The sequence below is a fragment of the Shimazuella alba genome, from assembly GCF_009831235.1.
In the GTDB taxonomy this organism is placed as follows: Bacteria; Bacillota; Bacilli; order Thermoactinomycetales; family Thermoactinomycetaceae; genus Shimazuella; species Shimazuella alba.
The window spans coordinates 1-11,895 of record NZ_WUUL01000026.1; the positions used below are offsets into that span (position 1 = coordinate 1).

At 36.4% G+C, this 11,895-nt stretch carries 9 protein-coding genes and 1 rRNA gene; 3 read left to right on the plus strand and 7 right to left on the minus strand.

Annotated elements, in window-relative coordinates:
- Nucleotides 1-119 precede the first annotated feature (119 nt).
- Genes GSM42_RS20055 through GSM42_RS20075 form a run of 5 tightly spaced genes read right to left on the minus strand, consistent with a single transcriptional unit; the run spans nucleotide 120 to nucleotide 5,911 of the window.
- Entirely contained in the window at nucleotides 120-1,490 is a 1,371-nt protein-coding gene (locus tag GSM42_RS20055) for an oligosaccharide repeat unit polymerase (RefSeq protein WP_237446728.1), read from the minus strand.
- A 28-nt stretch (nucleotides 1,491-1,518) separates the two neighbouring features.
- Entirely contained in the window at nucleotides 1,519-2,937 is a 1,419-nt protein-coding gene (locus GSM42_RS20060; protein ID WP_160803342.1) for a lipopolysaccharide biosynthesis protein, read from the minus strand.
- Nucleotides 2,938-2,958: 21 nt separating this feature from the next.
- The gene (locus GSM42_RS20065; protein WP_160803343.1) at nucleotides 2,959-3,705 is read right to left on the minus strand and encodes a YveK family protein; all 747 of its coding nucleotides are present in this window, start codon (nucleotides 3,703-3,705) and stop codon (nucleotides 2,959-2,961) included.
- Between the two features lie 11 nt (nucleotides 3,706-3,716).
- Entirely contained in the window at nucleotides 3,717-4,787 is a 1,071-nt protein-coding gene (locus tag GSM42_RS20070; RefSeq protein WP_160803344.1) for a glycosyltransferase, read from the minus strand.
- A 2-nt stretch (nucleotides 4,788-4,789) separates the two neighbouring features.
- On the minus strand, nucleotides 4,790-5,911 hold the full coding sequence (locus GSM42_RS20075) for a glycosyltransferase (RefSeq protein ID WP_160803345.1): 1,122 nt from the start codon (nucleotides 5,909-5,911) through the stop codon (nucleotides 4,790-4,792).
- 349 nt (nucleotides 5,912-6,260) lie between these two features.
- Here GSM42_RS20075 and GSM42_RS20080 point away from each other — a divergent pair, with 349 nt between their 5' ends.
- Genes GSM42_RS20080 through GSM42_RS20090 form a run of 3 tightly spaced genes read left to right on the plus strand, consistent with a single transcriptional unit; the run spans nucleotide 6,261 to nucleotide 10,250 of the window.
- On the plus strand, nucleotides 6,261-7,904 hold the full coding sequence (locus GSM42_RS20080) for a spore germination protein (RefSeq protein WP_160803346.1): 1,644 nt from the start codon (nucleotides 6,261-6,263) through the stop codon (nucleotides 7,902-7,904).
- A complete protein-coding gene (locus GSM42_RS20085) occupies nucleotides 7,894-9,096 on the plus strand; it encodes a Ger(x)C family spore germination protein (RefSeq protein WP_160803347.1) in 1,203 nt (400 codons plus the stop codon). Before GSM42_RS20080 ends, GSM42_RS20085 begins: the two co-directional genes overlap by 11 nt.
- Nucleotides 9,097-9,140: 44 nt before the next feature.
- Nucleotides 9,141-10,250 carry a GerAB/ArcD/ProY family transporter gene (locus GSM42_RS20090; RefSeq protein WP_160803348.1) on the plus strand — a complete coding sequence of 370 codons (1,110 nt, stop codon included), beginning with the start codon at nucleotides 9,141-9,143 and terminating at the stop codon, nucleotides 10,248-10,250.
- Here the strand turns inward: GSM42_RS20090 and GSM42_RS20095 are convergent.
- Nucleotides 10,243-10,476 carry a YczF family membrane protein gene (locus tag GSM42_RS20095; RefSeq protein ID WP_160803349.1) on the minus strand — a complete coding sequence of 78 codons (234 nt, stop codon included), beginning with the start codon at nucleotides 10,474-10,476 and terminating at the stop codon, nucleotides 10,243-10,245. The two genes, GSM42_RS20090 and GSM42_RS20095, sit on opposite strands and share 8 nt — an antisense overlap.
- Nucleotides 10,477-11,665: 1,189 nt before the next feature.
- Nucleotides 11,666-11,782, minus strand: a 5S ribosomal RNA gene (rrf, locus tag GSM42_RS20100).
- Nucleotides 11,783-11,895: the final 113 nt, after the last annotated feature.

Here is an 11,895-nt window from a genome sequence, read left to right on the forward strand (position 1 = left end):
GAGTTTCTTAGCCTCAAAGAGGGGTAGAAATCTCTTATCTTGTAAAGGCTTCTTTTTTGTTGTGTCTTCCGCTACTGTCGCGGCGACAAGTAATAATATAGCATGGATAAAAAACAAAGTCAACTACTTTTATTCATTTTTTTTATTGAGCTTGGCCATGTTTCTTTTAGCCTTACTACAGCATATGGGATGATTACAAGCACAAACAATACAATCCAAACAGGATTTATTACTAAATCAGAAAATCCACCAACCATTGCCCGGGGAATATTGATGATAAAAAAGATAAACAAACTGATGAAGACAGGATGTTTTGGAAGTCGTACAAATAGAATATAGAGCAATTGAACAAATACTCCCAAATAAACAGATGCTAACATTACTCCCCAAGCACCATATGTCGCAAATGCTTCTCCCACATATAGGGTATTTAATACACCAGCAGTACCTTCCTGCACTTTTTCAGGAAATAAGTCCATCATAATCACTCTAGCGCTTCTCATTTGATCCACATCATACAATTGTAGAATAGAATCAGGAAGACCATAAAGATGGAGATAAGGATATACTTCCCCAAATCGATCAACAAATATATACATTGGTGCTATTTGCGTTAAAATAATCCGCCCAATTGGACCTTGTGAATAATTGAGAAAGGTAGAACTACCTGTTGCCCCAAGTAAAGTATACATCACCACAATATAGGCAACAGCGACTGCACCAAATAGTAAAATCAAGCGTAAGTTCAACCGCAATTTTCCAACATAAATACTTGTTAATATAAGCATGATCATATAAAAAAGCGTAGGTGCCTTCTCAAAGTTATACATTTGTATGATAACTGCTGCAACAAATAACAAACCAAATAGTACTCGCCATGACCATAAGCGTGTTTTTAAAGAGTATGCAAAAGCAACAATAGATAACAAAGGGGTGAGTCCTATCGCTAAAATATTTTTCACATAGACGATTCCTGTGTACCCTTCTTTTGCATCAATCCGTCCTTTTGCCAAATCAGCAGTATTTCCTAAAATAGCTGAAAACAAAGGGATTGTACTTGTATGCATCAAGGTATAAATAACAGATAAAATACTTATTGTACTCAGCACCGTAAAAAGGGTAAAAAACAATTTTTTATGTTGTTTGGAATCAAAAACTTCGTTCACTGGCGATTTCCAGTATTGAGCAAATTCTACTTTAGGATTAAATCCAACAATTCTAGAGACAACCCAAGTACTAAATGAAAATAACAGAAATGAACTACAAACTAAAATAAATCCTAGCTTTCTTGATTCAGGGAAGAGAAGTTTATTTATGATATAGGAGTTATCTATGTTCAGTACAATTAGTAAGGATCCAATTAAACTGGAGAGTAAAAAGACATACCCAAAGATCACCAAGTGTAGATTTGGTTTATTGAGAGATAACCCACCTGAACTTTTATGGAGCAATAAAACACCGATGACAAGAGTAAGAATCCATACCAACATCCAAATCACTTGAACTTCCCCCTGATGACTACTTGGTTTTCAACCCTTTAAATTCACGATCAATACGACAAATTGCTAGTGAAGCGATGAAATATAACCAAGGAATAATCTGATAACCCCATGCAAAATCATTTACTTGAAGATAAACCATTGCGGCAATCGTAATCACACTTTGTATAAACAAGAAAGACATTTTTCCAATCTGTATAGGCACATGATAATATTTTTGACTTTGGATAAAGACTAATATACATGTCAGTAAATAAGCTATTACATTAGAAATGACAATTCCCCAAAGTCCAAATGGGATATACATCACAATATTGAGAATGATATTGAGCACAGCTGCCAAGACAAGTATTCCTGATATAGATTTTGTTTTTTTGGCGAACAGTAGCCCTGAAGAAACAATGATATAGAAAAAGTTAAGAAAGGATGCTAATGATAAGAAACCAACATACTGGTAAGACGCTTGGTATTTGGGATCTAACATGAGTATCACCAATGGCATGACACTTGTTACGAACACAATTCCAATCATACCTACTGTAAAAATAATGGTATACGCCTTAGAAAAAAATATTTTTCCATCTGGGTGATCTTTCATCTGCATAGAATAAGGTCGCCATGCCATCTGAATACCATATGTCAGTAAACTGATCATCGTTGCAAATTGGAATGCTGCAACATAAATACCAACAGAAGCAGTATTGTCCATAGCAGCAATGATATACCGGTTCGATGACCCCATCACCCAAAAGGAGAGCGAAGCTGGTACCAAGGGCGCCCCATACTTTAATACTTTTACCCAAATTTCTTTATCAAAGCGTAGTTTTAAGTACTTGATCATTTGTCTGCCAGATAACAAGATAACAATGCCAATACTGATGATTCTCCCCCATACGATACTTCCGATAGATTCTGACCAGTATATGAGGAGAAAATAAGATAAAATCGCAATAAACAGCATCTTAGCAACCGTGAGAAGGACAACACGCAATGTTCGCATCTCGTAACGGTAAACAGTAAGCGCCAATATATTAATAGAATCTAGCACTAGTGTAAGAAGCGATAGATAGAAAAAAGGCATCAGTTCACTACTAATATTCAACCAAGGGATCAAATTATTACCTGCCAGAAGTGCAAAAACGGTAAGAGAAACAGCTACAAGCAGCCGAAACGCCATGACATTCTGGACATACTGTAACTTCTTATTTTCATCTTTCTCTTCGAAGTAATAAAAAGCTAACGCTGTATCCGTACCAAAGATAACAAAGTAGCCGAGTATAGCAATCGTTCCATCAATAATCCCCAATACTCCATACTCAGCAGGATGTATATAATGCGTGTAAATCGGAAACATGATAAATGCAATTAACTTGGTACTAACACTCATCAATGCATATAAAAACGAATCTCCCGCTAATCTTTTTAGTTGGGCTAACAAAGGAAACATCTCCTACAATAATTAATTTCGAGATGATCTTGCATCCAAAATATATTTCCATAGAGTAACTACAACAACTGCTAATATAATCCCTGATAGCAAGGCGATCAATATATTTGCTTTCCAAGGAGAGGCTTTTTCAGAAATAGTAAGATCCTCCAAAGAACCAGGTGGTACGATTACAGGAGCCTGTACACTTGCTAAGTCTAACTTACTTGATTGTAACTGCTCTTGTCTTGTTGCAAGTTCTTTCTGTAAATCAGTAAACGCTTCTAGTGACTGCGCATTTACCGATGATGGTTTAATCGATTTAGACGCTTGCTCCAATGTAGCAACACGCTGTTGAAGTGTAGCCATATATTGCTTTGATAGATTTACTTTTTGTTGGTACACTTTTTGTAAATCTGTATAATACGCTTTCACTACTGTTTGAAATCCTTTTGTAACTTGCTCCTTGTCTTTTCCACTGATTTGTATTTGCACCTGTTTATATTTCGGTACAATTGCTTGCAGGGAAGGTTGCAAATCTTTGGGCAATAATTTTTGATAACTAGACAAAATAATATCTGGAACTGTAACCTTGTCGTCGGTAGCATCTGCTACATTAAACAAAACAGATCCTTGATAGGTTGGTCTTGTAAAAGAACTAACAATAATAGCCAGAACAACTGCTATCAATGGAATTGCTATTAACCAAAGCTTTTTTTGCCACATAAAAGCAAGATAATCGTAAAACGCATACGATTTTTTCGCTTCTTCCTTCATCATCCATTCATCCTTTATGTTGTTATTTCAACTCTACTTTTTTTATATAAGTCAACCATTTGTTGGACACAATCATCCCACTGATAGTTATCTCTAACAAATTGAACTGCATTGACTTCCATTTGATGTCTGTTATGATCGTCGTTTAACAGAGTTTTCATCGCATTGTATATTTCCTCAGGTTCATTATTAGGCATAATCATACCTGTTGCACCATGCTTTACGACCTCTGGTAAACCACCAACATTATTAACAATCACGGGAACCCCACAAGCTTGTGCTTCTAATGCAGAGACACCAAAACTTTCACTTTCTGAAGGGAGAACAAAGAGATCCAATTCAGTAAGCAATTGTGGCAGGTCTTCCTGCGGTACAAAACCAACAAAAGTCACTTGCTGTGACATCTCATGTTTCTCCACCATTTGCTGATAACGTTCCTTCTCGGGGCCATCCCCAATAATAACCAGATGCACACAATCTTCTTCTTTTACCAGCTTTGCAAAAGCTTCGATCAGTTTGGGGAATCCATATATATCTTTTAGACTTTTTGCAATTCCAATATGAAATTCCCCACTAGACTTCTGCGATGGATTTGGTACAAAGTGATTGGTATCCACACCAAAAGGAATTAGCTCTATTTTCTTATCCGTGTACTTTTTTGTTTCCTCTAGCATTGCGCGACTAGTAGAGCATATATAAGTAGCGGAAGAAAGCGAAAATGATAGGATACGTTTGTTCAATGGTTTTTTAGGAAATTGATATACATCGCTTCCCCAAACAGAAAGATATAATGGATTGATCCGAGCTAGGCTAGCTACGAAACCATAACTAGAAGCATAGTGAGCATGCACAATATCTGGCTTTATTTGCGTTAATAAACTACGTAATGCAAAAACTGTTGTCAGATAAGAAAGTTTACCAGGTAGATACTGTGGCAGTGCGTACGTTTCAACTCGTTCAGCATGTTCCTTGGAATAATGGTTGGCAAATGTAATGACACAAACATCTAATCCAGTTCGTTTTAATCCAAGCGCCCATTTTTGGGTGTGTGTAGATGTACTAGGTGCAAATAAAGCTATCTTCATATCTACGACGACTCCGTTTTTCTTTTTGTTAAAGTATTACTTACTGTCTTTACCCTTGCAATCCAAGAGTTATCAGTTAAAAATCGATCTTGAATCGTTTGCAAGTAAGTATTATGTTGGTTAATCATTGCTTTTGTTGCTTCTACCATCGCTTCTACAGTAGCTTCTGCCACTACACCATACGGGCCACTCTCGACAAATCTTTGTTGAGCGGTGCAGTTACTGGCAAGTACAGGTAAGTAATTAGATAAGTATTCGACTAATTTCACTGGTACAGAAAAATCATTATACGTACTTTTTGTTCGAGGCAGATAAGCAAAATCGTATTCTTCATATAGTTTATCTAGTTCTGCTCCAGATAAATGCTTGATAACCACTTGCAGTTCATCCATCTTTGCTTTTTGCGTTTGGGCTAACCCCTGATATTCTGCTTCTCGACAGACCACGGTTAAAGATAAAGGAAGTCCTTCTCCTTTTACACGTTCCAATGTGTCGAGCATTAACGGCAAACCGTTGTCTGCATGCTGCACTGCGCCAACATAGATGGCACGTACTTCAGTGTCTTCCCGATTTGCTTTTTGGAATACAACTTCTTTCCCACCTGGAGGAAGAGCTACTTTTGTACGATTAATATCTACATACTTACCCATTTCTAAGCTAGGTAAAAAGATAGCATCTGCATATTTCTCGTAAAATTTTTCTTCTCTTCTGTATAGCCACTGCATCGCAGTTTTTTTCAGACCCTTTAATGGATAAAGCTCATCAAACTTCCAATATACATCGCGATAAAAAATCCCCATTGGTATTTGGTGTTTTTTTAGATATTCGAATACTTGTTTATCAATAAAAGGCTTACTGGGAATATGATTTTTGTCTGTTAACCAGATAGGAATGGTTTGGTTTTCTACATAACAAAATCGAACATTCGTCAATGCTTTTTGACGCATTAACTCATCCCATTTCGATTTTCTTTCTTTTGACTCCCCAGATACTACGACTACTTCTAATCCTTCTTTTCTCCCCCACATCTCAAATGCTTCTATCATTTTGAGCGGGCGGACCTTTGATCCACTGTCTGCTTTTTTAGCAAGTGCAAAGGGAAAATAAATCAACACTTTATCCATTGCATTAGTCCCTTCCTCATTCTATTAACCAAATTAAATTTATGTATGTAGAACTCTTTAGAAAAAGTATTTCCATTCCATCTTAACGAAAAAAAGCACATAAAACTATGACAATGCTCCAACAGTCATTTTTCTATCATAACAAGAAAATAACTCATGTACCACACGAAACAAATATCCCCATTTTTTATTACTGTAAAAGATGATAATTAACATGAAAATCATTGTAAAAACCAGATGATTTTTTCTTCGTATACGGATTAAAAGATAAATGATTGGAGAAATTATAAGAGATATAGAAACTCAAATTTTCCACTTGTTGAAATGTTAATCGGAGGGCTAAGAATAAATGAACAGTGCATGGGATCGCTTAGTTAAAAAGTCCAGAAGGCCATATAAGACTGTTCAGCATGTGGAAGAAACAGAAATCATGTCAAATAACAAGGGAATACACTCATCCTTAGATGAAAATATAGAACAGATTAAGGATTCATTTGGTAACAGTGGAGATTTGATAATTCGTAGTTTTAGAATGGGAAAGCCCTTCTCCCATAAAGTTGCTTCTATTTATATAAATGGATTAACCGATAAGGAAATACTAGGAACCTTTATTATAGAAAGACTGATGAAGGATGTGAATTTGTCTGAGAACGATGATCCTTTTTCACCAAGTCAATTGACAACCTACATCAAAGAACACATTTTATCGATAACGAATGTAAGAGATGTTCCAGACTGGAATAAGTTATTCCTTTCTCTATTATCAGGAGAAACCATTGTCTTAGTAGATGGATGGAATCATGGATTTGCTTGCGCTGCACAAGGTGGAGACCTCAGAGCTATTTCAGAACCTACAACAGAGTCTTCTGTCCGTGGTCCTAAAGATAGCTTTACAGAATCACTCATAAGCAACACAGCCATGATTCGTCGACGTATTAAGAGTCCTAATCTTTGGTTAGAAACAATGGAACTAGGGAAAATTACACAAACAGGTGTAGGCATCATGTATATGAAAGGAATTGTTAATGATAAACTTCTTACAGAAGTCAAAGAAAGGCTCAGTAAAATAAAAGTAGATGAAGTCCAAGGATCTAATACTATCGAAGAATGGATTTCTGATAATATCTGGACTCCTTGGCCAACTATTTTTACCACAGAACGGCCTGATGTGGTGGCAGGCAATCTATTAGAAGGTAGAGTTGTAATTTTTGTGAATGAAACACCAACCCCTCTGATTTTACCTGCGACATGGAATCAATTTTTTCAAACTGCGGAGGACTACTATTTGCGATGGTCCATGTCTAGTTTTCTTCGATTACTAAGAATTTTCTCTTTTTTAATCACACTTCTCGGTCCATCGCTATTCATTGCATTTCTTTCTTTTCATCCTGAGTTAATTCCTACACCTTTTTTAATTAATTTGGCTTCTCAGCGTCAGAGTGTTCCCTTCCCGATTGTTATAGAGGCTCTATTGATGGAATTTACATTTGAGGTGTTGCGGGAAGCTGGAATTCGTATGCCTCGTCCAGTTGGACAGGCAGTTTCCATTGTAGGAGCGCTTGTATTAGGAGAAGCAGCCGTTTCAGCTGGGATTGTCTCCAGTGCGATGGTCATTGTTGTAGCTGCAACAGCTATTGCTAGTTTCACTATTCCTCATTATGCAATGACTGATGCTGTACGATTACTTCGATTTTGCATGATGATTTTATCTAGTTTATTGGGATTGTATGGGATTGGATTAGGATTAATTATATTAGTGGCACACACATGTAGCATACGGTCATTTGGCATTCCTTACTTAGCTCCCTTTTCACCTTTTATTTTAGCTGATCAAAAAGATTCTATTTTACGTTTGCCCTTACCGTTTCTGTCTGAACGCCCTCGACTAATCAATCAGTTAAAAACCAAAAGGATTGAGGATAGTCAAACTTCTTCACCAGAAAACGATAATATGAAAAATCAAGATTCAAAGAAGGATTCCTATGAAAAATAAACAAATCATACTTCTCTTCCTTTGTTTATTCATTTTTTTAATATCTGGATGTTGGGACAGCAATGAATTACAGAAATTATGTATTGTAGCAGGAATGGCTATTGATAAAGGCAACGATAACACGAAAAATAGATTTCGAATCACTGTTCAAATTGCCAATCCTCCTCAAGTCGCTGGTGATTCCCAAGGGGGGAAAATGCAAGCCTCTCGTGTGACTAACTTTACCGAAACGGGCAGTACCATATCAGAAACATTGCGAAAGATATCCAACAAGGCACCCGGAGAGCTTCTTTTTCCTCATCTACAAGTTATGGTAATAGGTGAAGATTTGGCGAAAGAAGGAATTGCAGATATATTTGATGTCATTGAACGCGATTCACAATTTCGAGTTCTCTTTCCAATCTTAATTTCAAAAGGACCTCATTCAGCTAAAGATATTTTAGAAGTCACGACAACCTTAGAAGCCATTCCTTCCGCCAAAATAGTGGAAGCATTGAGGACTTCTGAAAGATATTGGGGAGCATATAAAGCCACTCGTGTTGATGAAGTTATCAAAGGATTAAAAGAAGGTAGTTTTCCCATTTCTGGTATTCAAATGAAGGGAGATTTAAAGGCGGGGAATTCTATAAAAAATGTAGAAAAAATATCCCCAAATACTATCATTCAATTGAAAGGAACAGCTATTTTTAAAGATAGGAAATTAAAAAAGTGGTTAGATTTAAACACAGCACGCGGTGTGACATGGGTTATGGATGAAATGAAAAGTACCGTGATAAACCTTGATTGTGGTATGAAAAAAGATGCCATTGCCGCTAATGTAAATCGTTCTAAAACAACTACTGATGTAAAAATAAAAAATAATAAACCCGTTATTTATCTCACTGTTCATGCAGAAGGGGAAATCTTAGAGAATAATTGCTCCCTAGATCTTGGAAAATCAATAAACCTCGATCAACTAGATGAAAAATTAGAAGAGGAAATCAAAATAGAATTATTGCAAGCTATTAAAACAGCGCAAAAGGAGAAAAGCGATCTCTTCCGTTTTGGTGAAAAAATCAATACAACAGACAAAAAATTATGGAAAAAAATAGAAACTGCATGGGAAAATGACATTTTTCCAAAGACTGAAATTCATGTCAACGTACAAGCAATCATTCGTCGAACAGGTATGATAACAAAATCGTATCGATAAAATAAAATCTGATTCTCGTGCACAAAGAATGGAGTTATTCATGTATGGAAAAAGCCAAAATAAGTGCTATACAATTATTTGCTTTAATGTTTATTTTTGATTTAGGTACTGCACTGATCGTAAGTTATGGGGTCACGGCTGGCAAAGACGATTGGCTATCCATTCTTTTGGGCATGTCTGGAGGAATAATCTTATTCTTTATTTATTATCCTGTCTATCGAAAATATCCCGATCTTCCACTGACATCTTATATTGGAGAAATATTCGGAAAATATATTGGGTGGATATTTGGTTTTTTATATTGTATATCTTTTTTATATATTGCTGCGAGAAATGTGCGAGACTTTGGAGATCTACTATCCTCATCGACATTGACTGAAACTCCGTTATTAGTAATCCATACTTCATTTGTACTTGTTATTTGTTATGTACTATATCAAGGCATAGAGGTTCTGGGAAGAACAGCAGAAATATTTCTATTTGTGTTGATATTACTTGGGATAATAGGGAATTTTTTTGTCCTTGTATCTGGAGACATTACTTTTCAACAGATACGACCACCTCTCGAACATGGTTGGGGACCTATTATTACAACAGCTTTCCCCACCATCACCACATTTCCTTTTGGTGAAATGTTTGCCTTTATGATGCTAATGCCGTACTTGAATAAAACTAAACTCGTTAAAAAAACTTGGCTATCTGCCTTGATCTGTAGTGGTCTAATTTTAAGTTGGACAGCATTTTTAAATATGACCGTTCTTGGATTGGACGTAATGGAAAGATCAACCTTTCCTACATTAGCAACCATAGGCAAGGTAAGCTTATTTGATTTTATAGAAAGACTGGATGCTATAGTAGTATTGACATTATTATTAACGGTTTTTTTCAAAGCAGCTATCTTTTTGTATAGTGCTGTGATCGGAATCGTAGACTTATTTAAGCTAAAAAATCATCAACAAATTATTTTACCTGTTGGCATCATACTCATTTTTACATCAATGACAATAGCCTCTAGTTTCTCGGAACATTTGGAAGAGGGATTCGATGCCTCAATTAAATTTGTCCATATACCTTTTTTTATCATTATTCCTTTTCTTATGCTGGTAATATCCTTCATTAGAAACTATATAAAGAAAAGATCAAATGCTAAGTAGTACCATTATTTTTCATTGATTTTTTTCGATAAGTGACTTGCTGAACAATAACTATTAATAAAAGCCCACCTAACATCACATACTCTGCACTGCTCATAACCCAGAAAGGATTTAAAAGATGGTGCCATGCTTCTGTAAAATTAAAACCTAAACGAAGATCCATTAATAAGATAGTTAGCGCAGATAATAAAAAAATGACAAAAATTATCCCAATTACCTTCATCATTCAATCCTCATTTACCTTGTTAGATACCTATATTATTTGTCGAAAAAAGTTTTTCATTACTCCATTAGTCAGCCTAAATTATCCAAAAGACCTCGACTCTTACACGAAAAAACGACTTGAATGCTCCACTAAAGGATCTAAGTCGTCGTTTTGATTCTAAGAAGAGGGTAACTAACCTTTTCATATATTATAAAACCTCTGGCAATGATTTAATTTTAAATTCTTTGTATAGCGGGATTAGCCAAAGAACACGATAGATAAAAATGTTTATTATTTTCTAATAACTTCCTAAAAATGAGAAATCACATCTATAATGAAATACAATTATTTGACTCCGTGCCCTCAATAAGATGAGGGCACACTCATTACGGAAGACGAAGAATCCTCCGCAGAGAGCCAGTGGTGTAAGAGGTATCCTTATCGTGCAACTTTCCTCCTCGGACTTGAAGGATCACCTTGAGGCTTACCTTATGGAAGAAAACCACAAGATTTCCCCTAGCCAGCTCCTTTCCTTCCCAAGAAAGAATGGCTCCAGTGAAGACCTCCATCGCTCATCTGGCAAATGCTCGCCTGACCAGTCGAAGGAACGACCGTCTGGCATCAGGATACCCCTCCACTCGAACGACAAGGTAAAGTAATATTCCTTGTCTTCTGTAAAGAGAAGAAGGTTGTACCCATTGTCGTCTTGTTGGACTTCGTAGAGCTCCATGACTCTCCCATCACCAGCGAATATGAATCATTATATATGAAATAGCCTAACAAAACATCTATAAATAAATTTACTTCCAGATGACGTGAGCCAAATTTGACTTAGAGCTCTTTAGCAGGTTGTTAAATTGCTAAATATAAAAATGAGTTGAATTCGCTCAGCATGATTCCGGCAGCAGTCTTTTCGATTTCCAACGCGAGACGGCAAGGCTTGTGTTCTGCACAGTCATCTCGACCTCCAGTGGAGTTACATCTTCTAATTCTATATTGGTGAGTCAATTTCGATTTGGGTCGTCCAAAACTGACAAGCATACACAAAGATTACCTGTTATGCCTATTTTTAAAGACATTAGACTCATTTTCACCACATCATTATATTCTTCATTCGTTTTTCTTAGCTCAATGCATATGACCTGTTATCTTATCTATATAAAGCAAATAACAACAAAAAAACCTACCAAAAGGTAGGCTTTCTGTACTTGCCTGGCGACTACTTACTCTCCCAGGACCCTGCGGTCCAAGTACCATCAGCGTGAGAGGGCTTAACGGTCGTGTTCGGGATGGGAACGAGTGGAACCCCTCTGCTATGATCACCAGACGTATTCAGTTGAGAAGTGTATCGCACTCTCAAAATCGGATAGAAAATGATGGTGTTGCTTGCACTTACAGTACTAGTCACGCTAAGCTATCAGAGATGCGAAGTCGTGCTTG

Bases quoted from the DNA above. Each gene is read 5' to 3' on its own strand.
- GSM42_RS20055 (WP_237446728.1), bottom strand. From the start codon at position 1,490: ATGTTGGTATGGATTCTTACTCTTGTCATCGGTGTTTTATTGCTCCAT.
- GSM42_RS20065 (WP_160803343.1), bottom strand. From the start codon at position 3,705: ATGATGAAGGAAGAAGCGAAAAAATCGTATGCGTTTTACGATTATCTT.
- GSM42_RS20070 (WP_160803344.1), bottom strand. From the start codon at position 4,787: ATGAAGATAGCTTTATTTGCACCTAGTACATCTACACACACCCAAAAA.
- GSM42_RS20075 (WP_160803345.1), bottom strand. From the start codon at position 5,911: ATGGATAAAGTGTTGATTTATTTTCCCTTTGCACTTGCTAAAAAAGCA.
- GSM42_RS20080 (WP_160803346.1), top strand. From the start codon at position 6,261: ATGAACAGTGCATGGGATCGCTTAGTTAAAAAGTCCAGAAGGCCATAT.
- GSM42_RS20085 (WP_160803347.1), top strand. From the start codon at position 7,894: ATGAAAAATAAACAAATCATACTTCTCTTCCTTTGTTTATTCATTTTT.
- GSM42_RS20090 (WP_160803348.1), top strand. From the start codon at position 9,141: ATGGAAAAAGCCAAAATAAGTGCTATACAATTATTTGCTTTAATGTTT.
- GSM42_RS20095 (WP_160803349.1), bottom strand. From the start codon at position 10,476: ATGATGAAGGTAATTGGGATAATTTTTGTCATTTTTTTATTATCTGCG.